Annotated in this window: 23 protein-coding genes; 9 read left to right on the top strand and 14 right to left on the bottom strand. The window is 72.2% G+C overall.

Features of this window, described 5'->3' with window-relative positions; translation table 11 throughout:
• Positions 1-19 precede the first annotated feature (19 nt).
• The 3 genes from OG594_RS01235 to OG594_RS01225 form a co-directional block, all read right to left on the bottom strand.
• Complete coding sequence (locus OG594_RS01235) at positions 20-1,312, bottom strand: M18 family aminopeptidase (RefSeq protein ID WP_266594658.1); 1,293 nt, start codon at positions 1,310-1,312, stop codon at positions 20-22.
• Between the two features lie 101 nt (positions 1,313-1,413).
• The gene (locus tag OG594_RS01230; RefSeq protein ID WP_030016159.1) at positions 1,414-2,142 is read right to left on the bottom strand and encodes a hypothetical protein; all 729 of its coding nucleotides are present in this window, start codon (positions 2,140-2,142) and stop codon (positions 1,414-1,416) included.
• A gap of 139 nt (positions 2,143-2,281) precedes the next feature.
• Entirely contained in the window at positions 2,282-4,108 is a 1,827-nt protein-coding gene (locus OG594_RS01225; protein WP_266594657.1) for an acyl-CoA dehydrogenase, read from the bottom strand.
• A gap of 173 nt (positions 4,109-4,281) precedes the next feature.
• Between OG594_RS01225 and OG594_RS01220 the strand changes: the two genes are divergently transcribed.
• The 4 genes from OG594_RS01220 to OG594_RS01205 all read left to right on the top strand — a co-directional run bounded on the left by OG594_RS01220 (position 4,282) and on the right by OG594_RS01205 (position 7,354).
• Complete coding sequence (locus OG594_RS01220; RefSeq protein ID WP_030714326.1) at positions 4,282-4,752, top strand: SseB family protein; 471 nt, start codon at positions 4,282-4,284, stop codon at positions 4,750-4,752.
• Between the two features lie 82 nt (positions 4,753-4,834).
• Positions 4,835-5,794 carry a winged helix-turn-helix domain-containing protein gene (locus OG594_RS01215; protein WP_266594656.1) on the top strand — a complete coding sequence of 320 codons (960 nt, stop codon included), beginning with the start codon at positions 4,835-4,837 and terminating at the stop codon, positions 5,792-5,794.
• 206 nt (positions 5,795-6,000) lie between these two features.
• Positions 6,001-6,240 (top strand): hypothetical protein, encoded by a 240-nt coding sequence (locus OG594_RS01210; RefSeq protein ID WP_266594655.1) that lies wholly within the window; start codon positions 6,001-6,003, stop codon positions 6,238-6,240.
• Between the two features lie 118 nt (positions 6,241-6,358).
• Positions 6,359-7,354, top strand: coding sequence for a pirin family protein (locus tag OG594_RS01205; RefSeq protein WP_202186076.1), 996 nt, complete (start codon positions 6,359-6,361; stop codon positions 7,352-7,354).
• Positions 7,355-7,415: 61 nt separating this feature from the next.
• Here the strand turns inward: OG594_RS01205 and OG594_RS01200 are convergent, their stop codons facing one another.
• From OG594_RS01200 to OG594_RS01190, 3 genes are all read right to left on the bottom strand, one after another.
• Positions 7,416-7,856, bottom strand: coding sequence for a hypothetical protein (locus tag OG594_RS01200; RefSeq protein WP_266594654.1), 441 nt, complete (start codon positions 7,854-7,856; stop codon positions 7,416-7,418).
• Between the two features lie 166 nt (positions 7,857-8,022).
• A complete protein-coding gene (locus OG594_RS01195) occupies positions 8,023-9,075 on the bottom strand; it encodes an AI-2E family transporter (protein ID WP_266594653.1) in 1,053 nt (350 codons plus the stop codon).
• Between the two features lie 49 nt (positions 9,076-9,124).
• Entirely contained in the window at positions 9,125-11,425 is a 2,301-nt protein-coding gene (locus tag OG594_RS01190; protein WP_266594652.1) for a SpoIIE family protein phosphatase, read from the bottom strand.
• A 157-nt stretch (positions 11,426-11,582) separates the two neighbouring features.
• Between OG594_RS01190 and aspS the strand changes: the two genes are divergently transcribed.
• On the top strand, positions 11,583-13,406 hold the full coding sequence (aspS, locus tag OG594_RS01185; protein ID WP_266594651.1) for an aspartate--tRNA ligase: 1,824 nt from the start codon (positions 11,583-11,585) through the stop codon (positions 13,404-13,406).
• A gap of 75 nt (positions 13,407-13,481) precedes the next feature.
• On the opposite strand, the gene OG594_RS01180 is transcribed toward aspS, so the two are convergent.
• On the bottom strand, positions 13,482-15,230 hold the full coding sequence (locus OG594_RS01180; protein WP_266594650.1) for a VWA domain-containing protein: 1,749 nt from the start codon (positions 15,228-15,230) through the stop codon (positions 13,482-13,484).
• Between the two features lie 294 nt (positions 15,231-15,524).
• Here OG594_RS01180 and OG594_RS01175 point away from each other — a divergent pair, with 294 nt between their 5' ends.
• Positions 15,525-17,612, top strand: a complete 2,088-nt coding sequence (locus tag OG594_RS01175) for a PhoX family phosphatase (protein ID WP_266594649.1) — start codon at positions 15,525-15,527, stop codon at positions 17,610-17,612.
• An 81-nt stretch (positions 17,613-17,693) separates the two neighbouring features.
• On the opposite strand, the gene OG594_RS01170 is transcribed toward OG594_RS01175, so the two are convergent.
• The 4 genes from OG594_RS01170 to OG594_RS01155 all read right to left on the bottom strand — a co-directional run bounded on the left by OG594_RS01170 (position 17,694) and on the right by OG594_RS01155 (position 22,677).
• Positions 17,694-18,983, bottom strand: a complete 1,290-nt coding sequence (locus tag OG594_RS01170) for a HAMP domain-containing sensor histidine kinase (protein WP_266594648.1) — start codon at positions 18,981-18,983, stop codon at positions 17,694-17,696.
• The gene (locus tag OG594_RS01165; protein ID WP_266594647.1) at positions 18,971-19,672 is read right to left on the bottom strand and encodes a hypothetical protein; all 702 of its coding nucleotides are present in this window, start codon (positions 19,670-19,672) and stop codon (positions 18,971-18,973) included. The genes OG594_RS01170 and OG594_RS01165 overlap by 13 nt, the downstream gene beginning before the upstream one ends.
• A 100-nt stretch (positions 19,673-19,772) precedes the next feature.
• Positions 19,773-21,767: an FUSC family protein gene (locus OG594_RS01160; RefSeq protein WP_266594646.1), complete on the bottom strand. Its 1,995-nt coding sequence runs from the start codon at positions 21,765-21,767 to the stop codon at positions 19,773-19,775.
• An 82-nt stretch (positions 21,768-21,849) separates the two neighbouring features.
• Complete coding sequence (locus OG594_RS01155; protein WP_266594645.1) at positions 21,850-22,677, bottom strand: hypothetical protein; 828 nt, start codon at positions 22,675-22,677, stop codon at positions 21,850-21,852.
• A gap of 125 nt (positions 22,678-22,802) precedes the next feature.
• Here OG594_RS01155 and OG594_RS01150 point away from each other — a divergent pair, with 125 nt between their 5' ends.
• The 3 genes from OG594_RS01150 (at position 22,803) to OG594_RS01140 (ending at position 24,262) form a co-directional block, all read left to right on the top strand.
• Positions 22,803-23,276: an Rrf2 family transcriptional regulator gene (locus tag OG594_RS01150; protein WP_266594644.1), complete on the top strand. Its 474-nt coding sequence runs from the start codon at positions 22,803-22,805 to the stop codon at positions 23,274-23,276.
• A gap of 116 nt (positions 23,277-23,392) precedes the next feature.
• Positions 23,393-23,791, top strand: coding sequence for a RidA family protein (locus OG594_RS01145; protein WP_266594643.1), 399 nt, complete (start codon positions 23,393-23,395; stop codon positions 23,789-23,791).
• A gap of 66 nt (positions 23,792-23,857) precedes the next feature.
• Positions 23,858-24,262: a hypothetical protein gene (locus tag OG594_RS01140; protein WP_266594642.1), complete on the top strand. Its 405-nt coding sequence runs from the start codon at positions 23,858-23,860 to the stop codon at positions 24,260-24,262.
• A gap of 69 nt (positions 24,263-24,331) precedes the next feature.
• Here OG594_RS01140 and OG594_RS01135 read toward each other — a convergent pair whose 3' ends face one another.
• From OG594_RS01135 to OG594_RS01125, 3 genes are all read right to left on the bottom strand, one after another.
• Complete coding sequence (locus OG594_RS01135; RefSeq protein WP_266594641.1) at positions 24,332-24,544, bottom strand: hypothetical protein; 213 nt, start codon at positions 24,542-24,544, stop codon at positions 24,332-24,334.
• A 59-nt stretch (positions 24,545-24,603) separates the two neighbouring features.
• On the bottom strand, positions 24,604-24,999 hold the full coding sequence (locus OG594_RS01130; RefSeq protein WP_266594640.1) for a hypothetical protein: 396 nt from the start codon (positions 24,997-24,999) through the stop codon (positions 24,604-24,606).
• A gap of 114 nt (positions 25,000-25,113) precedes the next feature.
• Positions 25,114-25,713 carry a class F sortase gene (locus OG594_RS01125; protein WP_266594639.1) on the bottom strand — a complete coding sequence of 200 codons (600 nt, stop codon included), beginning with the start codon at positions 25,711-25,713 and terminating at the stop codon, positions 25,114-25,116.
• Between the last annotated feature and the right edge of the window lie 19 nt (positions 25,714-25,732).

Raw genomic sequence — 25,732 nt, 5'->3', positions numbered from 1 at the left:
CCGCGGCCTTCCTGGGGGGTCAGCCCTCCAGGAAGGCCACCAGGGCGTTGGCCAGCAGGAACGGGTCGTCCGCGCCGCACAGTTCGCGGGCACTGTGCATCGAGAGGATCGCGACGCCGATGTCCACGGTCTGAATGCCGTGGCGGGCTGCGGTGATCGGGCCGATCGTCGTGCCGCAGGGCATCGAGTTGTTGGAGACGAAGGTCTGCCACGGGATGCCGGCCCGCTCGCAGGCGGCGGCGAACACCGCGCGCCCGCTGCCGTCGGTGGCGTACCGCTGGTTGACGTTGACCTTCAGGATCGGTCCGCCGTTGGCGCGCGGGTGGTGCGTCGGGTCGTGCCGCTCACCGTAGTTGGGGTGCACGGCGTGCCCGGTGTCCGAGGACAGGCAGATGGTGCCCGCGAAGGCCCGCGCGCGGTCCTCGTACGAGCCCCCGCGGGCGAAGACTGAACGTTCCAGCACGTTGCCCAGCAGCGGGCCGTCCGCGCCGGTGTCGGACTGCGAGCCGTTCTCCTCGTGGTCGAAGGCGGCCAGCACCGGGATGTGGTCCAGCTTGTCGGAGGTGGAGACCGCGGCCAGCGCCGCGACGCCCGCGTGCACCGACAGCAGGTTGTCCATGCGGGGGCCCGCCACCAGCTCGCGGTCCCGGCCCAGGTACGACGGCGGCTCGATGGAGTGGACCATCAGGTCCCAGCCGGCCACCGACCCCTGGTCCAGGCCCTCTTCCTCCTCCAGGAAGGAGATCAGGTCGCCCTCCTGCACGTCGCCCAGGCCCCAGATCGGCTGCATGTGCCGCTGCTTGTCGAGCTTGAGGCCGTCGCTGTTGACCGACCGGTCCAGGTGCACGGCGAGTTGGGGTACGCGTAGCAGTGCGCGGTCCACGTTCACCAGGCGCTCCGTGCCGTCGCGCAGGGTCAGCCGCCCGGCCAGTCCCAGGTCGCGGTCCAGCCAGGTGTTGAGCAGGGTGCCGCCGTAGATCTCGACGGCGATCTGCCGCCAGCCCTGCGAGCCCGTGTCCGGCAGCGGCTTGACCCGCAGGTTCGGGGAGTCGGTGTGCGCGCCGACGATCCGGAACGGGGTGTGTGCGGCCGCGCCTTCGGGGACGAACCAGGCGATGAGCGCACCGCCGCGGAGCACGAACTTGCCCCCGGTGCCCGCATCCCAGGCGTCCGTTTCCGACAACTGCCTGAAGCCCGCCTTCTCCAGCCGCTCCGCCGCGTTGGCCACGGCGTGGTACGGCGACGGACTGGCCGTCAGGAAGGTCATCAGATCGTCGGTGTGGCCGCGGTCGAAGCGGGCGGGAGAGCTCATGTGGTTCACCTTAACGACGGTCGTGTTCGCCATGGCCGGACTGCGAGGGATGGCCGGAGGTCGGGGTCCGCAGGGTGGGTGATCTGCGGTCCCGTCGGTTTTCAGCCCGGCGGGCGCTCGAATCGGCGCTGCAACTGCCTGCGCTCGCCCCGGCGGATGCGCGGGAGCATCTCCGGGGTCTGCGGGGAGCGCTGCGCGCGTCTCTTGCGTCCGGCGCAGAAGATACAGGCCTCACCGGGCGGAGCGTCGGGGTCGATCGGCGCGCCGGGATGTTCGGCGCATCCCGAGGCGTTGCGCGGCCGGGAAAGTTCGCGGGCGACGATGAAGGCGCGGTGGAGGTCGTCGGCGATGCGGACGAAGTCGTCCGCGGGCGAGGACAGGCCCAGGTGGAACCGCTGGTCCTCGACGGTGCGCAGGTAGGTGCGCAGCCGCTGGAGCGTGTACGGGGGGTCCGGTACGGGGTAGCCGAGGCGCCGCTGCTCTCCGGCGGGCGCGGCGGGCGGGCCGCCGTGGCGGCGCTGTCCGAGGCGTCGGCGGTCGTTGCAGATGAGGCAGCGGCCCCAGCCTTCGGGTGCCTCGGGGTCCAGGGCGCCGTTGGGGTGCTCGGGGCAGCCGGTGTAGCTCTTGGCGGGGGCCAGTCCGGTGGCCGTCTGGAAGGCCACGTACAGCGCGTCGGCGATGGTGTCGTACTCGGCGGGGTGGGCGCCGTCGTACAGCTCGCGCAGGTGGTCGCCGAGGCTGCCCAGGCTCGCCTGCAGCTCCTTGAGGGCGTACGGACGCCCGGTGGGGACGGAGTACCCCCTGCTGCCGTGCTGATCCTGTGGACTCATGTGTACGAGCGTCCCATGAACGACTGACATCGGGGGAAAGCCGCAGGACAGGGGCCTGGGGCCGGGTACGCGCCAGCGGCCGGGCCCCTGTGCGGGGGCCCGGCCGCTGGTGCGTGTGCGCGACGGTGGCGCGACCGGCCTAGAAGGCGGCCTCGTCGAGCTCCATCAGGGAGTTGTCGACGGCCTCGGCCAGCGCGCGGGCGACCGAGACGTTCGGCAGGACCTGGGACGCGAAGAACTTCGCGGCGGCGATCTTGCCGGTGTAGAAGGGGACGTCCTTCGGGGCGGCGGTCGCCAGCTTCTCGGCGGCCACGGCGGCGCCCTTGAGCAGCAGGTAACCGACGACCACGTCACCCGAGGTCATCAGCAGGCGGGTGGTGTTCTGGCCGACCTTGTAGATGTTCTTGACGTCCTCGCCGGTGGCGGTGAGGTCGACGATCATCTGGCCGACGATGGCCTCCAGGTCGACGGCGGCCTTGGCGAGCGCGTCGCGGGCGCCGGCCAGCTCCTCGCCGCCGACGGCCTCGGCCAGGAACTTCTTGATCGTCTCGGAGAGGACGTTCAGGGAGGCGCCCTGGTCGCGGACGATCTTCCGGAAGAAGAAGTCCTGGCCCTGGATGGCCGTGGTGCCCTCGTAGAGGGTGTCGATCTTGGCGTCGCGGATGTACTGCTCGATCGGGTACTCCTGCAGGTACCCGGAGCCGCCGAAGGTCTGCAGGGACTGCGCGAGCTGCTCGTAGGAGCGCTCCGAGCCGTAGCCCTTCACGATCGGCAGGAGCAGGTCGTTCAGGCCGATCTCGGCGGAGGCGTCCTGGCCGGCGGCCTGCTTGACCTGGATCTCGTCCTGCACGGAGGCCGTGTAGAGGACCAGGGCGCGCATGCCCTCGGCGTAGGCCTTCTGCGTCATGAGCGAGCGGCGCACGTCGGGGTGGTGCGTGATGGTGACCTTGGGCGCGGTCTTGTCCATGAAGTTCGCCAGGTCCGGGCCCTGCACGCGCTCCTTGGCGTACTCCAGCGCGTTCAGGTAGCCGGTGGAGAGGGTGGCGATGGCCTTCGTGCCGACCATCATGCGGGCGAACTCGATGATCATGAACATCTGGCGGATGCCGTCGTGCTTGTCACCGATCAGCCAGCCCTTGGCGGGGTGCTGGTCGCCGAAGGTCATCTCGCACGTGTTGGAGGCCTTGAGGCCCATCTTGTGCTCGACGTTCGTGGCGTAGACGCCGTTGCGCTCGCCCAGCTCGCCGGTCTCCCAGTCGAAGTGGAACTTCGGGACGAGGAAGAGGGACAGGCCCTTGGTGCCCGGGCCGTGGCCCTCGGGGCGCGCGAGGACGTAGTGGAGGATGTTCTCCTCCATGTCGTGCTCACCGGAGGTGATGAAGCGCTTCACGCCCTCGATGTGCCAGGAGCCGTCCTCCTGCTGGATCGCCTTGGTGCGGCCGGCGCCCACGTCCGAACCGGCGTCCGGCTCGGTGAGGACCATGGTGGAGCCCCAGCGCTTCTCGACGGCTATCTGGGCGACCTTCTTCTGCGCCTCGTTGCCCTCTTCGAAGAGGATGCCGGCGAACGCCGGGCCGGAGGAGTACATCCAGACGGCCGGGTTCGCGCCGAGCAGCAGTTCCGCGTAGGCCCAGATGAGGGAGCGGGGCGAGGTGGTGCCGCCGATCTCCTCGGGCAGGCCCAGGCGCCAGTACTCCGAGTCCATGAAGGCTTCGTAGCTCTTCTTGAAGGAGGCGGGGACGGGCGCGGTGTTGGTGGCCGGGTCGAAGACCGGCGGGTTGCGGTCGGCGTCCTCGAAGGAGGCGGCCAGCTCGTTCTCGGCGAGACGGGCGAGCTCGGACAGGACGCTCTTGGCGGTCTCGGTGTCCATCTCCTCGAACGGACCGGTGCCGTACTGCTGGTCGCGGCCGAGCACCTCGAAGAGGTTGAACTCGATGTCGCGGAGATTCGACTTGTAGTGCCCCATGGCGACGGCTCCGTTAAGGCTCGGGGAGACAGGGTTCCTCGTACATACCAATCGGTAACGTAATGATGCTACCCGTCGGTAATAAGACGCAACCCCTGACGACTGTGACCAGCGTCAAGCCTGACGGGAAATGCGTGTCCGACGGCGAGTGGCCGGTCGGTAGGCTTCGCCCCATGTACGGCTACGACCAGAACGTGAGCGCGGGGCACGCGGGGCAGCAGCAGTACGCCGCCCCGCAGCAGATGGCCGGCGGTTACGCCGAGCAGCCGCTCTACCCCGAGCCCTCGCCACCGTCGCTCGCCGACGCCGTGCGGGCCTTCACCACGGGGTCCCTCTCCGCCGAGGACTTCCAGCAGATCTTCGCCACCTCGAAGGTCTACTGCCCGCGCGGCGACACCCCCGGATTCCTGGCGCTGCACAACACGCAGCATCCGGTCATCCCCATGTTCACGACGCTCAAGGAACTGCGCCGGTACGCCGGCAAGGAGTCCAAGTACTTCGTGATCACCGGGGCCGAGGTGATCGACCTGCTGCCGACCGGGTACGGCTTCGTCCTCGACATGGAGGGCGACCACCGGATGGTCTTCGACGCGAAGGCGGTCGAGCAGATGGTCGACTTCGCGATGCGCCGGATGTACGGCTAGACGCCGTGGACGCCGTAGCCGTGCGGACGGCCGGCCGGAGACGTGCCGGCTGACACCTGACGGGGGGTGGACCGTGCTGCGGGTGCATTTCACGGCGGAGGACCTGTTCAACGTCACCTTCGCGAGCGAGCCGCTGCCGCTGGTGGAGCTGGGCATGGCGATCGTCGCCTGGCAGCGCACCGACGAACAGTCGGTTTTCGGCCGCTGGCGCAGCCGTGTGGGCCGGGAGCTGCCCGGCCGCGCCCGCCCGCTGCTCGACCTCCTGCGCCCCGACGGCGACAACCCCCAGTTCGTCGAGCCGTACGCGCGCACCCTGGAGGAGGGGCTGGCCGTCGTACGGGACGCCGGCCCGCTCCTGACCCCCGGCGAGCTGCACCGCGTCGCCGCCCGGGCCCCCGGCCCCGCGTCCTGGCTGCGCGCCCTGTGGGCCCAGGACCGCGAGGCGTGGGACCAGCTCGGCGGCGCGCTCCGGTCCGCCTACGAGGTGGTCGTCGCCCCGCACTGGCCGCGGATCCGGCAGTCCTTCCAGGCGGACGTGGCCTGGCGCAGCCGGCTGCTGGCCGCCCACGGCATCAAGGCGTGCCTGGCCGGCACGCATCCGCTGGCCGCCTGGGCGGGCACGGTGCTGGAGGTGGACGGGCCGCCGCACTACGAGGTCCACCTCGGCGGGCGCGGCCTGCTGCTGATGCCCTCGCCGTTCTGGACGGGCCGGCCGCTGCTCGCCGAGGGCCCGGAGGGCCCGGACGGCAGGTGCGTGCTGCTCTACCCGGCGCTGACGCCGCTGCCCCTGATCGGCCCGGGCCCGGCGCAGGGGGCGCTGGACGCCCTCTTGGGCCGGACCCGGGCGGCGGTGCTCCAGTCGCTGATCGAGCAGCGCACGACCAGCGAACTGGCCCGGGAACTCGACATCAGCCTCCCCTCGGCCTCCGAGCACACCCGCACCCTGCGCGCGGCCGGCCTGATCACCACGGAGCGCGACGGCAAGGCGGTCCTGCACTCGGTGACGGGCCTGGGCGTGGACCTGCTCCACAGCGGCGGCTGAGGCCCGGGGCTCCGCCGGACGCGGTGGAGCTGTGGGGCGGTGGCGCGGGCGCGCTGTGGGCGTCGTGGCTGTCGTGGGCGTCGGCCCGAGGTTTCGGGCAGGCCCGAAACCATCGCCGGTCCGGGCCCCTTCGGCGGAGCATCGGTGCCACGGGGGGCGAGTACGGGGGTCCCGCCCCCCGTCCCATCGACGAGGGGGGCAAGGCGATGGCTCGTACGGCGATCCGCACGAAGCTCGCCGCCGCGGCATCGCCCGCGCACGCCGCGGGCGCGTGGCACGGGTGCCCGTCCGGCGCCTTCATCGTCAACAACCAGACCGACGGTTGGGTCGACCGCCTCCGCTACTGCTCCTACGGGAGCACGTGCGACGCGTACGTCCAGCCGCCCGGCACCACCTGGCAGGAGAACCCCTCCCCGATGAACTCGATCAAGCTCAGCAGGTACTAGGCCGTCTAGCCGAACCCGAAGGCCCCGGGGGAATTTCCTCCGGGGCCCTCTCTGTTCTGGGGGGTGTGGCAGAAAGTTCGAGTTTCAACTAAACTCGAAGCAGAAGGAGGTCCTGACCATGCCCGCAGTGACTGTTGAGAACCCGTTGACCCTTCCGCGCGTGGCCGAGCCGCAGGCCGCCGTCCCGCGCAAGGTGCTGGCCGTCGTCTCCGCTCCCGGTGGGTTCGAGGGTGAGGGATTCCCGGTGCGCCGCGCGTTCGCCGGGATCAACTACCAGTACCTCGACCCGTTCATCATGATGGACCAGATGGGTGAGGTGGAATACGCCCCGGGCGAGCCGAAGGGAACTCCCTGGCATCCGCACCGCGGCTTCGAGACCGTCACGTACCTGATCGACGGAACCTTCGTCCACCAGGACAGCAACGGCGGCGGCGGAGTCATCAACGGCGGCGACACCCAGTGGATGACCGCCGGTTCGGGCCTCCTGCACATCGAGGCCCCGCCGGAGTCCCTCGTCGTGTCGGGCGGGCTGTTCCACGGCCTCCAGCTGTGGGTGAACCTCCCGGCCTCCGACAAGATGATGCCCCCGCGCTACCAGGACATCGGCGGCGGGCAGGTCCAGCTGCTGACCACCCCGGACGGCGGCTCCCTGCTCCGCGTCATCGCCGGCGAGCTGGACGGCCACCAGGGCCCGGGCATCACCCACACCCCGATCACGATGATCCACGCGACCGTGTCGCCGGGCGCGCAGATCACCCTGCCGTGGCGCGAGGACTTCAACGCGCTGGCGTACGTCATGGCCGGGCGCGGGTCCGTCGGCGAGGACCGCCGGCCCGTACAGACCGGGCAGACGGCCGTCTTCGGCGAGGGCGGCTCGCTCACGGTGCGGGCGGACGCCTCCCAGGACTCCAACGCCCCGGACCTGGAGGTCGTGCTCCTCGGCGGACGTCCGATCCGGGAGCCGATGGCGCACTACGGGCCGTTCGTGATGAACAGCAAGCACGAGCTGCAGCAGGCCTTCGACGACTTCCAGGCGGGCCGGCTGGGCCGCATCCCCACCACCGCGCGCACCGGCCTCGGCCACCGCGGCACGGGCGAGGCGGACCAGGACTGACCCGGAGCTCCGCCGGGCCGTCTCTTCCGGATCTTGCCCGTCCGCGCCGCCCGGCACCGCGCTAGCGGTAGAAGGTCCGGCCGGCGGAGCCGGAGGAGACGGACCACACCTCGCTGATCAAACCGTCGGTGATCCGCAGGGTGTCGGTCCCGCTCCTGGCGACGGTTCGGTCGTCTTCGCCCGCGACGGAAGCGAGGTGGGAAGCGCGATAGGGGCGGGCGACCAGGCCGGTCGGTGCGCCGTCGACCAGTGCGAGGTCCACGACCGGCGCGCCCTCGGCCACGAAGCGAAGCCCACGGCGCTCCCGATGCCAGGCCGCGATGATGTCCGCGAGCTGCTGCGGAGTGCGGACGTCGTCGAAGACCTCGGTGCCCGCCTGGGCGTAGCGCAGGACGAATTCCGGCGCCATGATCTTCGCGGCCAGGTCCAGATCACCGTTCCACATCGCCGTCCACTGGTCGTAGGTGTGGATGCCGAACTGCCGCACCTCGTTGCCGTTCATCAAGACCGCCCTCGATCGCTTCGGGTTCGCGAGGTTCGCGAGGTTCGCGACGGTAACAAGAGGCTCTGACAGCGGTGTTCGCCCGCAGGCCCGGCCGACTGCGCGAGCTGCTGCAACGGACCGGCGCGAGTGACGCAGCGTCACGAACCGGCTCTGCTGCCGTCTGCTAGGACCCGGGCACCGCATCGGCGGCGTACCGGGCGCGCAGTTCCGAGATCACCCCGAAGACGGCGGCGGTCAACGGCACCGCCAGCAGCATTCCCAGGATCCCGGCGACCGCCGCGCCCGCGGTGATGGCCAGCATCACCACGGCCGGGTGCATCTGGACGGTGCGGCTCTGCACCACGGGTTGCAGTACGTAGCCCTCGATCATCTGTACCAGCAGGACCAGGCCCAGCGCCCACAGGCCGATGATCCAGCCGCGGTCGGCGAAGGCCACGAGCACGGCCACGGCACCCGACAGGATGGCCCCGAGGTAGGGGATGTAGGCCGTCACGAAGACCAGGGCGGCCAGCCCCAGCGCACCCGGCACGTCGAGGACCAGCAGACCCGCGCCGATCAGCAAGGCGTCCACCAGGGCCACGAAGGTGGTCCCGCGCATGAACCCCTCGACGGCCTCGAAGGCGCGCCGCCCCATGGCCTCCATCAGATCGCCCGACCGGCTCGGCACGACGGAGCGCAGGGTTCCCACGGCCCGGTCGGAGTCGCGCAGGAAGAAGAAGATCAGCACCAGCGCCAGCAGCACCATCGCGATCATCGAGCCCACCACGCTGAGCCCCGCGACCACGCCCGAGGCGGCCGTCCCGCCGAACTTCGCGAGCAGGTCCTTGGAGTTCGCGGCGATGTCCTCCAGCGAGGTGCCCACCGCCCCGAAGTGCTCGGCGACCATCTCGCCGGCCCGCCGCAGCGCGTCGACGATCTCGCTACCGGTCTCGATGAGCGCGAGGACGACGATGTACGTGGCCCCGCCGACGACGGCGACCACGGCGAGGCAGGTCAGGGCCGCGGCCAGCGAGCGGTTCATCCCCATGCGGACCAGGCGCCGGTGCATCGGCCCGAGCAGGGCCGTACCGAGCACGGCCAGCAGCACGGGCGTCACGACGGCCTCGAAGACGGTGCACAGCCATACGCCGACGGCGAGGACGGCGGTGACGAGCAGGACGACGCCGCACCAAGCGGCGAGTCGCCGTACGGGCGCGGGCAGGAGGGGATCTGACACCGCTGCATCCCATCACACCCCGCCGCGCCCTGCCGCGCACCCCCCAGGGTCAGAACACCGGGTCGGCGTCCGTCTTCGACTGCTCGTGCAGCTCGAACCAGATCGACTTGCCCTCGCCGCGCGGGTCCACGCCCCACGCGTCGGCGAGCATCTCCATCAGCAGCACCCCGCGGCCGCTGGAGGACAGCTCCCCCGGCTGCCGCTTGTGCGGGAGCTCGTCGCTGCCGTCCGCGACCTCGATGCGCAGCCGGCGCGCGCCCAGCTCGCCGACCGCCTCCGCGACCAGCAGGGCGTCGCCGTCGGTGTGCGTCAGTACGTTCGTCACCATCTCGGAGACCATCAGCACCGCCGAGTCCACCTGGTCGGGGTCGGCCCAGTCGTGCAGCAGCTCGCGGATCTGCTGCCGCACGCCCGCGATCCGTTCGGGCTCCACCTGTGCCACGGTCAGTACGGTGCGGCGCACGGGCCGGGCCGGGTGCGGCAGTGCGGTGCCCGGTCCGCGGTCCGCGCTCTCCCGGCACAGCAGCACTACGGCTATGTCGTCCTCGCGGCGGTCGGCGAGCGGGCCGGTGGTGTGGTGCGAGGACGGCCCGTGAACGGCCTGGACCAGCAGGTCGGCCAGTCTTTCGAGGTGCGGGGGCGTGACGTGTCCCGCGGCCGTTGCCGCTTCCCGTACCGGCGCGTCGTAGGCGTTCTCGTAGGCGTTCTCGTAGGCGTTCTCGTAGGCGTGCTCGTGCGCGTGCTCGTGCGCGTCGGACTCCAGGACCGCCCGCAGCCGCGCCCAACCGGTGTCGAGGTCGTGCCCGCCGGTCTCGATGAGCCCGTCGGTGCAGAGCATCATCGTCTCGCCGGGCTCCAGGGTGAACCGGGTGGTGGGGTAGTCGGTGTCGGGGACGATCCCGAGGGGCAGCCCGCCCGCGGTGGGGCGCATCAGGACGGTGCCGTCGGCCATCCGGATCGCGGGATCGGGGTGGCCGGCGCGGGCCACCTCCAGCATGCCGGTCCTCGGATCGCACTCCACGTACAGGCAGGTCGCGAAGCGCGGGCTCAGGAAGTCGGAGTCCCGGCCGCCGTCGTCCCCGTACGGGTCGGACTCCGGCGAGGAGCACAGCCCGGCCAGGAAGCGGGAGGCGCGCGAGAGCACCGCGTCCGGCCGGTGGCCCTCGGACGCGTACGCCCGTACGGCGATCCGCAGCTGGCCCATCAGCCCGGCCGCCCGGACGTCGTGGCCCTGCACGTCGCCGATGACCAGCGCGAACCTGCCCGACGGCAGCGGGATCATGTCGTACCAGTCGCCGCCGACCTGGAGTCCGCCGCCCGTCGGGACGTAGCGGGCCGCGATCCGCATGCCGGGGATCTCCGGGCCGAGCTGCGGCATCATCGACCGCTGCAAACCGGTGGTGAGCTCCCGCTCGGATTCGGCCACCACGGCGCGCTGGAGCGCCTGGGCCAGCATCCGGGCCACGGTCGTCAGCACGGACCGCTCGTCGGGGGAGAAGGACGCCGGGTGCTTGAAGGCGGCCATCCAGGCGCCCATGGTCCGCCCGGCCACGATCAGCGGGAGGAAGGCCCAGGAGACCCGGTCGAAGCGCTGGGCGAGCGGCCAGGAGGCCGGGAAGCGCCGTTTGTAGTCCTCGGGGGTGGGCAGGTAGATCGCCCGGCCGGTCCGAACGACCTCCGCGGCCGGGTAGTCCGTCTCCAGCGGCATGTCGGAGAACGGACCCTCGTCCCCCGGATCGTGCCCGTGGTGCCCGATGATCGACAGCCGGTCCCCGGCCACGCCGAAGACCGCCAGCCCGTCCGGGCTGAAACCGGGCATGGACAGCGAGGCGGCGACCCGCAGCACCTCCGCCGTGGACCGCGCCTCCGCCAGCGCGCGCCCCGCGTCCAGCAGGAAGGCCTCTCGGGAGCGCCGCCAGTCGCCCGTGATGGGGGTGTGGGCGGCCGTGGTGCCGGGCTGCGGCTCGGCGATCTCCTGGATGGTGCCGATCAGCTCGTAGTCCGTGGCTCCTCCCCCAGACTCCGTCCGGGGGGACCCCCCTGGCGCCCGGTTCGCCACCGGTTTGGAGCGGCTGCGCACGGTCCGCAGCACCCGGCCGTCGACGTCCATGATCCGCAGCCGGGCCTCGGCGAGGGTGCCCTCGGCGACGGCCAGGTTCACGATCCCGTTGATCTCGTTCCAGTCCACCGGGTGGAAGCGGGACCGCACGGCGACCTCCGGCAGCACCACCGGTTCGGCGGGCAGCCCGAGCAGTCGGGCGGCCTCACCGTCGAGGGTGACCGTCCCGGAGGCGTTGTCCCATCGCCACAGGCCGGTCGCGATGGCGGCCAGAACGTCCTCGGTGCGCACTCGGCCATCTTTACAGGTCATATCCGGTACGTGCCTGTTCGCCCGGACCGCGGACGCATTTGCGCAGGCTGGAGGGAGTGCCCGACCCGTCACCTTCCCGGACGGTAACCTTGGGACGGTTGAATCCACCCTGGTATCGCGTAGAACTGGATGACTGATGCATCGGTACAGGTCCCACACCTGCGGCGAGCTCCGCGCTTCTGACGTCGCCGCCGACGTCCGGCTGAGCGGCTGGCTGCACAACCGTCGAGACCTGGGCGGCATCCTCTTCATCGATCTGCGTGACCACTACGGCATCACGCAGTTGGTCGCCCGGCCCGGCACCGCGGCGAACGAGGCGCTGAGCAGCGTCACCAAGGAGACCGTCGTCCGCATCGACGGCAAGGTCGTCTCCCGCGGCGCCGACAACGTCAACCCGGAGCTGCCGACCGGCGAGATCGAGATCGAGGTCTCCGCGGTCGAGGTGCTCGGCGCGGCCGCCCCGCTGCCGTTCACGATCAACACCGACGACGGGGTGAACGAGGAGCGGCGCCTGGAGTACCGCTTCCTCGACCTGCGCCGCGAGCGCATGCACCGCAACATCATGCTGCGCTCGGCCGTCATCGCGTCGATCCGCTCGAAGATGGTGGCCCTCGGCTTCAACGAGATGGCGACGCCGATCCTCACCGCGACCTCCCCCGAGGGCGCCCGTGACTTCGTCGTGCCGTCCCGCCTGAACCCGGGCAAGTTCTACGCCCTGCCGCAGGCGCCGCAGCAGTTCAAGCAGCTGCTGATGATCTCCGGCTTCGACCGCTACTTCCAGATCGCGCCGTGCTTCCGCGACGAGGACGCCCGTGCCGACCGCTCGCCGGGCGAGTTCTACCAGCTCGACGTGGAGATGTCCTTCGTCGAGCAGGAGGACGTCTTCCAGCCGATCGAGCGCCTGATGACCGAGCTCTTCACCGAGTTCGGCAATGGCCGCGAGGTCACCTCGCCGTTCCCGCGGATCCCGTTCCGCGAGTCGATGCTGAAGTACGGCAACGACAAGCCCGACCTGCGCGCCAAGCTGGAGCTCGTCGACATCACCGACGTGTTCGAGGCCTCGGAGTTCAAGGCGTTCGCCGGCAAGCACGTGCGTGCCCTGGCCGTCCCGGACACCGCCGCGCAGCCGCGCAAGTTCTTCGACGGCCTCGGCGAGTACGCGATCTCGCTGGGCGCCAAGGGCCTGGCCTGGGTGCGCGTGGGCGAGGACGGCGGGCTGACCGGCCCGATCGCCAAGTTCCTCACCGAGGAAAACGTCAAGGTCCTCACCGAGCGCCTGGGCCTGGTCCCCGGCCACGCCGTGTTCTTCGGCGCGGGTGACTTCGACGAGGTTTCCAAGATCATGTCCGGCGTTCGCGTCGAGGCGGCCAAGCGCGCCGGCCACTTCGAGGAGAACGTCTTCCGCTTCTGCTGGATCGTCGACTTCCCGATGTACGAGAAGGACGAGGAGACCGGCAAGATCGACTTCTCCCACAACCCCTTCTCCATGCCGCAGGGCGGGATGAAGGACCTGGAGGAGAAGGACCCGCTGGACATCCTGGCCTGGCAGTACGACATCGTCTGCAACGGCATCGAGCTGTCCTCCGGCGCCATCCGCAACCACGAGCCCGAGGTCATGCTGAAGGCCTTCGAGATCGCCGGTTACGAGGCCGAGACCGTCGAGCGCGAGTTCGCGGGCATGCTCCGCGCGTTCCGCCTGGGCGCCCCGCCGCACGGTGGCATCGCTCCGGGCGTGGACCGCATCGTGATGCTGCTGGCCGACGAGCCGAACATCCGCGAGACCATCGCCTTCCCGCTGAACGGCAACGCGCAGGACCTGATGATGGGCGCGCCGACGGTGCTGGAGGAGTCCCGTCTGCGCGAGCTGAACATCGCGCTGCGCAAGCCGGTCGAGACGAAGGCGGCGGAGCGGCCGGTCTCCGACGCGGTCACCCCGGACGCCGGTTCCCCGCGGGGCTGACCCCGACCCCGATACGCCGAAGGCGGCGCCCCCCTCCTTGCCGGAGGGGGGCGCCGCCTTCGTGTCGTGCCCGTACTAGAACCGCTCCAGGATGCCCTTGACCAGGGCGGCGGAGGTCAGCTCGGTGGGGGCGGGGCCGGCGTGGAAGAAGCCGGCGTTCTCGGCGTCCAGCTTGCGCAGGAAGTCGAAGGCCTTGGCGTCGTGCTCGCCGAAGGCCACGAACTGCCAGTGGACGCCCGGAGCCGCGGTGGCGGCGTCGGTCAGTGCCTGGCGGGCGGGCTGCCGGTTGTCGGGGGCGCCGTCGGTCTGGAAGACGACCAGGGCCGGGCCCTCGCCGCCGTCCTTCTGGTAGCGCTCCAGGACGGCCTCGACGGCCACGTGGTAGCTGGTGCGGCCCATCCGGCCGAGCTCGGCGTGACGGGTTTCGACCCAGGAGGCGTCGTAGCCGTCGAGGGTCAGGTCGGCGGTGCCGTCCACTTCCGTGGAGAAGAACACGGTGTGCACGGTCGCCGCGTCGTCGAGGTGGGCGGCGAGGGCGAGGGCGTGGTCGGCGAGGTGCTGGGCGCTGCCGTCCTTGTAGAACCCGCGCATCGAACCGGACCGGTCCAGCACGAGGTACACCTTGGCCCGGGCCCCGGTCTTCCCCTTGCCGCGGAGCACCTGTCCGGCGGCCTTGTACGCGGCGGCGACCTCAGGAGCCCGCCGCCGCACGGCGGCGGCCCCGTTCGCAGCGGCCTCTGCCTGGGCCTGCGGCGCCTCGGCGTCGGGCTCGTCCGCAGCGGCGGCGACCGCCTCCTGCGCCTCCGGCGCGGTGACTTCGGCGGCAGCCGGCTCAGCCTCTGCCTGCGGCGCGGTGGCCTCGGCGGCGGTCTCGGGCTCGGGCTGCTCCGCAGCGGGGGCAGTGTCTGCCTCCGGCGCGGCCTCGGGCTCCGCCTCTGCCTGCGGCGCCTCAGCGTCGGGCTCGTCCGCAGCGGCGGCGACCGGCTCCTGCGCCTGCGGCGCGGTGGCTTCGGCGGCGGTCTCGGGCTCCGCCTCTGCCTGCGGTGCCTCAGCCTCCGCGCTGGCGGCGACCGCCTCCGGCTCGGCCTGGGCCTCGGTGGCGGCGGCCGGTTCGGCGTCCGTCTCCGGCGCGGCGGCCTGGGCCTCGGGCCCGTCCTGGGCTTCCGCCTGCGGCGCGGTGGCCTCGGCGTCCACGGGCTGGTCCGCAGCGGCCGCGACCGGCTCCGGCTCGGCCTGGGCCTCGGTGGCGGCGGCCGGTTCGGCCTCTGTCTCCGGCGCGGCGGCCTGGGCCTCGGGCCCGTCCTGCGCTTCCGCCTCCGGCGTGGTGGGTTCGGCGGTAGCCGGGTCGGCCTCCGGCTGCTCGGTAACGGCAGCGGCGGCGACCGGCTCCGGCGTGGTGGGTTCGGCGGTAGCCGGGTCGGCCTCCGGCTGCTCGGCGACGGCAGCAGCGGCGGGGGCGGCGGCGACCGGCTCCGGCGTGGGGGCTTCGGCGGTAGCCGGGTCGGGCTGGTCCTGCGCCGGGGGTGCGGCCGGGGCGGGGGTGTCCTGCTGGACCGCCGGAGTCGACGGGCGACGGGCTTCCGGGACCGTGGGGTCCGCCGCCTGGGCGGCGGCCGTGAGGACCGTGCCCGGTTCACGGTCGCGCGCGGTGGACTGCGGCGGAACCGTGGGGTTGTCGAAGGACGCCGCCACCAGTTCGGCGGCGACGTCCAGAGGGGTCCGTTCCGCCTGGTTCGGGACAGCGGCCGAAGGGGTGTCCGTAGTCTCCGGAACGGATTCCGCGGACCGTCCGAATACCTTGCGCAACAAGCTCCGAATACCCATGGGCCAGGCCTTTCGCATGTGTGCGTGCGTCATTTGTCCGTGCTGCGCGGATGATCCCTGCCCAGAGTGGACACGTAAGGTTATCGGCCGCCCGGCTGGATCTTCGGCAGGGGCGCCTTTCGTGGCGCCCGGCTCCCACCCACCCGCACACGCTCAGTGAACTGCCGCTCCGACGTGCCGGGTTCACCGAGCGTTCATCCCCGCGCCGCCGCTTCGGCGCAACCCGGGCCTACCGTCGCGGCTGGATCGTACCGACGCGTTGTCGGCGCCCACGCAGCTACTCGGAGGACACTCGTGCGCAAGCTTCTGCCGTTCATCGGCAACCCGCATGGGAGCGGCCGGTCCGCTCTCACCTGTCGTTACCGCTGTGGCGACGCCTGCTTCCACGAGGTGCCGAACACCAGCGACAACGAGTACGTCGGCGATGTCATAGCCCGCGCCTACTCCCGCCGCGCGATGCTGCGCTCCGCCGCCGTCGTGACGGTCGCCACCGCGGCCGGTTCCGCCGTGGCGTTCAGCGGCCCGGGGCAGACCGCCAACGCCACCCCCGCCGTCGATGACGCCGCGGCCGGCGCGGGCAAGGGCGGCGAGGCCGCCCGGGGCTTGCGCTTCAAGGCCGTCGCGCCGAACACCGACGACAAGGTCACCGTTCCCGAGGGCCACGAGCAGAACGTGGTGATCCGCTGGGGCGACCCGATCATCAAGGGTGCCCCGGGCTTCAACGCCGACAAGCAGACCGCCGCTGCGCAGGCCGGTCAGTTCGGCTACAACAACGACTTCCTGAGCCTCCTCCCGCTCGGCGGCGACTACGAGCGCCAGCAGCTGCTCGTGGCCAACCACGAGTACACGGACGAGAACCTCATGTTCAAGGCGTACGACCCGGCCAACCCGACCCGCGAGCAGGTCGAGATCGCGTGGGCCGCGCACGGCCTGTCCGTGGTTGCCGTCCAGGAGGACCACCGCAGCGGCAAGCTCACCGCGATCAGCCGCCACCAGCTCAACCGCCGGCTGACCGCCACCAGCGAGTTCAAGCTGACGGGCCCGGCCGCGGGCAGCAGCCTGCTGAAGACCTCCGTCGACGCCACCGGCACCAAGGTGCTCGGCACGCTCAACAACTGCGCCGGCGGCACCACCCCGTGGGGCACCACCCTCCACGGCGAGGAGAACTTCAACCAGTACTTCGGCAACGCCGGCCAGGTCACCGACCCGACCGCCGCCGCCCGCCTGAAGCGCTACGGCGTGACCTCCGGTGCCACCGAGCGCAAGTGGGAGCGGTTCGACAAGCGCTTCGACGTGGCGCAGGAGCCCAACGAGTCGCACCGCTTCGGCTGGGTCGTCGAGCTGGACCCGTACGACCCGCACTCGGTCCCGCGCAAGCGCACCGCGCTCGGCCGCTTCAAGCACGAGGCCGCGCAGCCCCGCCTGACCGAGGACGGCCGTCCGGTCGTCTACATGGGCGACGACGAGCGCTTCGACTACTTCTACAAGTTCGTCTCGTCGAAGCGGATGAAGAAGGGCAATTCGCGCGCCGCGAAGGAGCACAACCTCACGCTGCTCGACGAGGGCACCCTCTACGTCGCCAAGCTCACCGGTGACTCCCCGGCCGCCGAGCTCGACGGCACCGGCAAGCTCCCCTCCGACGGCGAGTTCGACGGCTCCGGCGTGTGGATCAAGCTGGCCACCGGCAACGTCTCGCACGTCGAGGGCATGACCGCCGAAGAGGTGTACGTCTTCACGCGCCAGGCCGCCGACAAGGTGGGCGCCACGAAGATGGACCGCCCCGAGGACGTCGAGCCCTCCCCGCGCACCGGTCGCGTCTACATCGCGCTGACCAACAACACCGACCGCGGCAAGCCGGGCAAGGAAGGCGCCACCGAGGCCAACCCGCGCAACCTGAACAAGCACGGCCAGATCCTGGAGCTCGCCGAGAACTTCGACGACCCGGCGAGCGACGGTTTCGCCTGGCGGCTCTTCCTGGTCGCCGGTGACCCGAACGACCCGGCGACCTATTTCGCGGGCTTCCCCAAGGACAAGGTCAGTCCGATCTCGTGCCCGGACAACGTGGCCTTCGACCCGCACGGCAACCTGTGGATCTCCACGGACGGCAATCAGCTCGGCTCCCACGACGGCCTGTTCGGCGTCGCGACGGCCGGTGAGCGCCGCGGTGAGCTGAAGCAGTTCCTGACCGTTCCGCGCGGCGCCGAGACCTGCGGCCCGCTCATCCAGGACAAGCGCGTCCTCGTCTCCGTCCAGCACCCGGGCGAGATCGACGGCGCGTCCGTCGAGAAGCCGCAGTCGGTGTGGCCCGACGGCCCCGGCAAGATCGTCCGCCCGGCGGTCGTGTCCGTCTGGCGCAAGGACGGCCGCAACATCGGCGTCTGATCGGTCCAGTTGACCCGAGGGGCATGTTTCACGTGAAACATGCCCCTCGGGCATCCACATGGCTCAAGTCGCTCAATTCCCCTACGGCACCCTGCCGACGGGGAGCCGGAGCGTCGTCACCGCGCCCCCGTCGGGGGCGTTGGCGAAGCCCACCACGATCTCCAGCACGGCCGCCTGCCCCATCACGATCGTGAGGCCCAGGCCCAGGCCGTGGCCGCGCCCGCGGCCCGGGTCTCCGGTGCGGAACCGCTGCGGTCCCTGCTCGATCAGTTCGGGCGGGTAGCCGGGCCCGTGGTCGCGGACCACGACCACCGGTCCCTCCACGGTCACCTCGATGGGTGGCCTGCCGTGTTTGCCGGCGTTGGTCAGCAGGTTGGCGAGGATCCGGTCCAGCCGCCGCCGGTCGGTGACCACCACCATGTCCTGGACCACCCGTACCGAAGTGGCCGGCCCGGCCTCCGGTGCGGCGACGCTCCCGGTCGCCGCGGCCGCGGCGACCGCCCGTTCCACTGCCCGGCCGAGCTCCACCCGGGCGAGGTCGGCCCGTTCGACGCCCGAGTCCAGCCGGGAGATCTCCAGCAGGTCTTCGGTCAGCAGGTGCAGGGCCTTCAGCCGGTTGTTGATCATTTCCTTGGGGCGGCCCTCGGGCAGCAGCGCCGCCGCGGCCAGCGAACCGGTGAGCGGGGTGCGCAGCTCGTGCGCGACGTCCGCCGTGAAGCGCTTCTCCGCCTCCAGCCGGCCCTGGAGCGAGCTCGCCATCGAGTCCAGCGCGTGCGCCACGTCCCGGACCTCGTCGCGGGAGCCGCCCGGCCCCGGATCGTCCCCCTCGGCCGGGAAGTTCACCCGGGCGTCCAGGTCCCCGGCGCTGATCCGGCGGGCGACGGCGGCCGTGGTCGCGAGCCGCCGGCTGATCCGGTCGGCGAGGAACAGGCCGGCCAGCGCGACCAGACCGGCCGCGAGGATCGCGGAGGCGAGGATCGCGGTGTCGATGTCCCGCAGCCGCTCCCGGGTGCTCCCGAAGGGCAACCACACCGCGAGGGCCTTGTCGTCGGCGGGCCCGGCCGCCCACATGACGGGTTTTCCCCCGTGCTCGCCGACGATGCTGCCGGTCTGGCCGCTGGCGACGAGCTCGCGCAGGCGCCGGGGCAGGTCGGGCGGGTCGAACGCGGCGTTCACGTCACCGTGCGCGGTGCCGTACTCGTAGTGGCCCAGGGCGTGCTCCAGCTCGGTGGCGGCGGCCTTGCGGACCTCTCCGACCATCTGCCGGGCGACCACGTTGTGCACCAAGATGCCCAGTGCGGCGGCGACCATGCAGCACACCATGGTGGTGGTCAGTGCGATCTTCCAGCGCAGGCTGCTCAGCGCGCGCATCGCGCCCCGTCCCCGCTCGTCGGGTCCTGGGTGCGCGCCGGACAGTCGTCGAGGGTGAGCTGGGACAGGTTCATGATCCCGGCCTTCGGGTCCCACACGTAGTCGGAGACGGCGACGTGGTCGGGGTTGGTCGTGGGCTCGCGGACCGCCAAGTGCTCGGCGGCCACCTCCACGCCCTCCAGCACCGCGCGCCGGGACAGGATCCGGGCGATGTTCCCGTCGTCCTGGACGGTGTAGACGCGCAGCTCGCTGACCCGGCCGTCGACGTCCAGGGCGGTGATCAGCTCCTCCCGGCCGTTGCCCGTCAGGTCGTGCAGGACCGCGGGGCGCACCGGGCAGTCGGGGCCGCCGTCCACAGCCTGTGTGCAGAGCGCGAGCCGCTGGACGGCCCGCGGGTCGACGAGTCGGCCGGTCCCGCCGTCCTGCTCGGCGGCGGAGGTGATGTCGGCGCGTACGACGGACAGCGCGTCCACCCCGCGCATGCTCAGGTCGGCCACTTTGGGGAGCCCCGGGACCACGGCGGCCGTGCCCGGCCTCTGGTCGGGGGCGGGCGGGTCGGGGCGGACGTCCTTCCACAGGCTCTTCGGGGCGTGCACCGTGCCGAGGTCGCCCTCGCTCTGTAGCCCCTCCACATCGGCGCACCCCGCGAGGAGTACGGCGAGGACCATCACGGCAGGGACGCGGTGCATGCTCCGATGCTGCCCCGTCCGCCCCCGCCCGGCCCGGGAGCCGACCCATTCGGGGGACGCCCTTCCCGGGCGCGGCGGCGGGTCGGGACGCGGCGGTGGGTCAGGACTCCGGCCGGGCGATGGCCAGGGCCGCCGCGATCTCCTGGTGGACCGGGGCCAGCACGCTCGTCGGCTCGCCCGGCGGCCCCGCCTCGACCCGTACCGGGATGCTGCTGCTGCGCACCCGCACGGCCAGCTCGCGGAGCTGCCGCGCGATCGACCCCACCTCCTCGGCGGGGGGCGGGGCCGCGCCGTGGTTGACCCGGACCCGCGCGGCGGTGGTGGCGTCTACGATCCGCTCGACGGCGACCACCAGCGGCCACCAGGCGGCGGCCCGCGCCCCGGTTGGCGGCGGCTCGGTCAGCGCCCGCTGGAACTCGCTGCGCACGCCCGACAGGTCCCGGTAGATGCGCCGCCGGGCCTGGAGGCGGGTGGTCCGTGCCACCGCGTGCGCGGCCTCGTCGGCCACCGGCGCGAAGGCCCGTTCCACGTAGCGGGCGGCGTCGTCCACGGTGTCGGCGAGCCGGTCCCCGATCCGGGTGTGCCAGCTCTCGGGCCACAGCAGGTACCCGAAGACGAGGGTGATCGCGCAGCCGATCAGGCTGTCCACCAGCCGGGGCCGGATCAGGTCGAAGCCCTGGTGGTTGAGCAGGTCCGAGAGGAGCAGGATCACCGGGGTGATCGCGGCGGTCTGGAAGGCGTACCCCTTGGCGGAGAAGGCGGGGATCAGCCCGGCCAGCACCACCATCACGGGGACGTCCCACCAGCCGCGCGGCACCTCGGCGAGCACGGCGGCCGCGATGACCAGTCCGCCCGCGGTGCCGAGCGCGCGCAGTACGGCCCGGGAGAACACCGAACCGAAGTCGGGCTTGAGGACGAAGGTGACGGTCAGCGCGACCCAGTAGGACCGCTCGAACTCGATCACCGATACGAGGGACTGCGCGATCCCGATGCACAGCGCGAGCCGCAGGCCGTACCGCCAGGAGGCCCGGGACAGCACCATGTCGCGCACCGCCCGCCGGGCGCGCACCCGCAGGGCGGCGGGTCGGCCCAGCCGGTCGTCCACGTTGTCGAGGTCCGGCCGGGCGAGGTACACGATCTTCGCGGCGTGGCGCAGGGCCGCGTCGACGGCCCGTTCGGCCGGGGTCTGCGCGGCGGGCAGCTCCAGTACGGGGGTTCCGGTGCGGCCCTCCTCGACGGCGTCGGCCAGTTCCCGTACGGCCGCCGGGATCTCGGGGGGCAGCGGCCGGCCGCGCAGGTGCGCGGCCGGCGCGGCCTCCACCAGCGGGATCACGACGTTGAGCTGGGCCAGCAGCCGCACCAGCGAGGGGCTGCGCCCGTGCACCCGGGCCCGGCGACCGAGCACGAGGTCGTAGGCGTGGTTGATGGCCTGGGTGACCTGCTGCCGGCGCTCCTCGTAGAGGGCGCCGGGCACGCCGGCGGCCTCCAGGGCGTCGGCCAGGGCCCGGTAGGTGTCGGCGACGGCGCTGCGCTCCGGCTGCCGGCGGCGCAGCGGCCAGCCCAGCAGGCTCAGCGCAAGGACGAACAGCCCGCCCGCGGTCAACAGCAGCGGGGCCGTCCACCAGGGTTCGGGCAGCGGCAGTCCGGCGCCGATCACGGCGTTGAGCAGGAGCAGCAGTCCGGACACGGAGGCCACCGTGCCGATGGAGGAGATCATCCCGGAGACGAGGGCGATGAGGGTGAGCGCTCCGACGGCCAGCCAGCCGTGCCCGTAGACCAGGGTGCCCAGTGCCACGCCGACGGCGCCGAAGAGCTGGGGGACGGCGATGTTCAGGACGCGCATCCGGTAGGCGTCGGCGGTGTCGCCGATGACTCCGGCGAGGGCGCCCATGGAGGCGAGTGCGCCGTATTCGGGCTCGTCGAGGGCGAAGCCGACGGCGAGCGGGACGGACATCGCGACCGAGGCCCGGGCCACGGCGGCCCACGGGATCGGTGCGGCACTGGGCTTCAGCCCGTTGAGCAGCCAAGAGGGCGGAGCCAGCGGATGGTGCCGGGCTCGCCGCGACGATATGTGTTCGGTGCGTTCGGTGCTCATTCCCGCTTCCGTGCCCGCCGCTCGCGAATCGGTTCTTCTGTGATCTTCTGCATGCTTCTGTGCGTGTTGGTACCTTCCGAGCTTATGGGGTGCGGCGTAGTCGGCCCATCACCCATGCGGCGAGTGCGGCGGCGAGCCCGATCGCCAGCACCACCCAGGCGGTGGTGCGCAGGTACGCGGTGAGGGCGTCGTACACCGCCCCGGCGGCGGGCCGGTCGATGTCGGCGGGCAGGTCGTCCAGGGTGAGCCGGCGGCACACGTCCACCGCGAGCCACAGCAATCCGGCCCCGACCGCCAGCCCCACTCCGGTGGCCATGACGGCGCGCCGTCGGTGGACGGCGACGGCGATGGCCGCCGCGGCCAGGACCAGGGTCAGGAGGGGGAGCCAGACACCGGCGACCTGGAGCATGTGGAAGCCCTTCCGGAGAGCGGCGAGGTTGTCGTACTCCATGACCTTCACGGTCAGGTGGGTCACCGGGATGCGGTCGGCGAAGGGCACTTCGTCGGCGACGAGGTCGCCCCTGACCTGCGCGATGACGGGTGCGAGGTCGATGGTGAGGGCGTCGCCGTGGCCGGTGGTGAGCGCGTCGAGGAACGCGACGTGGGCGGCGCGGTTGGCCGCGTCCCAGGCGGTCCGGTAGGCGGCGGTGCCGGCGAAGGAGTGCAGGGCCTCGCCGAGCAGGGTGTCCACGCCGATCTGGAAGGGGCCCGCGTCGATCTGGCCGGCGAGGGCGCGGGTGACCTGGGTGACGACGACCTCCTGCACCTTCGGGTTCTCGGCGAGGGGGGACATGGCGGCGGTGTACCGGTCGGCGTTGCCCAGTTCGCGGTCGGCCCAGTACGCGACGGCGCTCGCGGGCACCAGGAGGGCCACGAGCACGATGAGTACCGTCGACAGGATGGTGCGCACGTCACCAGGGAATGCGGACGCGGGGCCGGGCGCGAGCGGTGTTGCTGCGGGCGGGTGGTGGGTCGTCGGGCGGCGAGGCACCCTTGCGGCGCGCATCCTGGACATTTAATATCCAGAATATGAAGATGAGTGAGGGCGTCGAGTGGGCGCTGCACAGTTGCGTCAACCTGGCCTGGAGCGGCCCGGACCGCGCCGTATCGGCGGCCCGTCTCGCCGCCTGGCACGACCTGCCCGCGGCCTACCTCAACAAGCAGCTCCAGGCGCTGGCCCGGGCGGGCATCGTCACCTCCACCCCGGGCCCCAAGGGCGGCTTCCGGCTGGCCCGCCCGCTCGACGCCATCTCGCTCATGGACGTGGTCGCCGCCGTCGAAGGGCCCGAGGAGGCCTTCCGGTGCGCGGAGATCCGACAGCAGGGGCCCGGAGGGGCTGCCCCAGCCGCCTCCACAGCGGACTGCGCCATCGCGCACGCCATGACGCGGGCCGAACTGGCCTGGCGCAGGGCACTGGCGGCCCAGAACCTCGACGAGATCCGGCAACAGGCCGAACGGCAGGCCCCCGAGGCCCCCGAGCGGCTCCGTGCCTGGCTCGCCGCGCGGTAGCCGCACCACGGAGCACCACGGAGCACCGCACCCCGCGCACCGCACCCCGCGCACCGCACCGCGCGCACCGCACCACAGCGCACCACCCGTACGGAAACGGAACAAGGGAGCTCGGCATGACGCGCAGCATCATCAACCCGGCAGGACTCCACACCCCGACCGGCTACGGCTACAGCCACATCGTCTCCGCCCCCGGCGAGCAGGTGTTCATAGCCGGCCAGTACGGCTCCGACGAGCACGGCCACGTCGTCTCCGGGGACTTCGCCGACCAGGTCGAGCAGGCCTTCGCCAACCTCCGTACCGCCCTCGCGGCCGTCGGCCTCGGCCCCTGTGACGTGGTCCGCATCGGCACCTACGTCGTCGGCCACGACCAGCAGAAGCTGGAGGTCCTGCTGGGGCAGCTGCACGCCACCTGGGGGACCGAACTGCCCGCCCAGACCCTGATCGGCGTCGCCGCGCTGGCCCTGCCCGACATGCTCTTCGAGATCGACGCGGTGGCCGTGCGCACGCCCTGACCGCTGATCCACTTGCCGCCCGGGGGCGGCGGGTGTGCCCTGGATGATGGGAGAGAGGAGCCCGTCATGGCACATGCGGCACCCAGCGCCCTCGGGCGGCGACGGCAGGGCGCGAGCAAGGCCCACCTGCACAAGAGCGCGTTCGTGGGGCCCGTGCTCCTCGGACTCGTGTACGGATTCTGGGCCGCCTTCATCGAGCGCCAGGCGGGTCCGGTGACCACGGCCAACGTCTTCTACGGGATCCTGTGCGGCGTGATCTTCGCAGCGGTCATGTTCGGCCTGGCCAGGGTCGGTCCCCGGATGATGCGCGAGGTCCACGCCGCCGCCTACGGAGCCTTCGGCGGCATCGCGGTGGGCTACCTGCACAGCCTCACCGACCAGTCGATCCTCAAGTCCGTGGTGGTGGGCCTCGCCGTCGCCGCGGGCGTCGGTGCGGCGGCGTTCTACCGCTACTACACGCACGAGGACTGAGCCGGTCGCACGGCCGGGACGGACAGGAGCGCCGGTACCCCCGGCGCTCCTGCCGCGTCCGCGCGGTTCTTACGCGCCCGAATCCGCGGGGGCGGTCGGCTGAGGTTCGCTCTCGGCCTCGACGGCCGTGGCCGTGGCTGTGGCTGTGGCCGTAGCGGCGGCCGCGACGGTGGCCGTGGTCTTCGGCGACGCGGCCGGCTCGGTCTGCCGGACCGGCGGGGAGAACCGGGTGACCTCGGCGCGGAGCATGGCGTTCAGTGCGGCGTACGGGTCGATGGGCATGGCGGAACCTCACGGTGCTCAGGGGGTGGTGTGGGGGCTGCGTGCGGACGTCGGTCCGCTCAGCAGCGCAGCACCACGCTCCGCACCGTCCGCCGGGACAGGGCCGGTTCGGCCGCCTCCGCGGCGGGCCCGCACGCGGGGGCCGCCGCATGTTCCACGTGAAACACCGCGAGCGGTGCCCGCCGTACGCCGGACAGTCCGCGCGCGGCCGTCCGTACGGCCGCCCGCGCCTCGGGATCAGGGGCCGGAGCCGGATCGGACTGGCCCTCGCCGGGCTCGGGGGACTCGGCGGGGACGCCCGGCGCGGCGGGCACGGCGGGCGCGGAGGGGGAGGGGCGGAACTCGGCTGCTTCGGCGCCGGCCGGACCGGCGCCGAAGACGCACAGCAACACGACACAGGCCACGGTCAGAGCCCTGGCCAGTGCCGAACGCGCGTGGTGCCTCCCGCCGCTCATGCGAGGGGTCTGCCCCGCCACGCCGAACGACTCCCGGGTGGACCCCGAGAAGCCCCCGACCGGGGGACGAAGACACCCCCCTCGGCTGACACACCGCCACCCGATCCGGTGGTCTCAGTGGGTACGGCGCTGCCCGGTCAGCCGGGCCAGCACGGCGGTCTCGCCGCCGACCAGCCGCAGTTGGGCCCGGTCGGGCGCGCCCTCGTGGCCCGAGGCCCTGCCCGGTGAGATCCGTACGACGGTGAACACGGCCGTACGGCTGTCCGCTCGGGGGATCTCGATGGTCCGGCCCCGCCGCAACTCGCCGAGGCGAAGCCCTTCCACGGTCACCACCGCGATCCCGGCCGCACCCGGCGCCGGACCCCCGGTGTCCCAGGCCACCTCCGCACGGCCACCGGTCAGCGGCAGGTCCACGCCCAGGGACGGGATGCGCAACCGCAGGGGCCGCGCGGCCCGCAGGGGTCCGGTGACCGCCCGCAGCGGCCCGGGGGCGGTCCTCGGCGACCGGGCCCCCGTGCCGGGGGTGTGTTCGCCGGACTGCTCCAGCTCCCGCACCAGACGGCGGTGGCCCGACAGTCCCAACGCCCGGGAGGGCAGCGCGTCGTCGGTGGTCACGGCCGCGGGCCGGGCACCCTCGGTCCGTTGCAACACCACGATGCCGGTGGACAGCAGAACCACCGTCAGCGAAGCGACGGCCCACTTGGCGCGGGGCATGGGATTCCCTCCAGTCCGG

It is taken from the genome of Streptomyces sp. NBC_01214, assembly GCF_026340975.1.
Classification (GTDB): Bacteria; Actinomycetota; Actinomycetes; order Streptomycetales; family Streptomycetaceae; genus Streptomyces.
The sequence above is the reverse complement of the archived record's forward strand: the minus strand, read 5'-3'. Positions and strand labels throughout refer to the sequence as shown.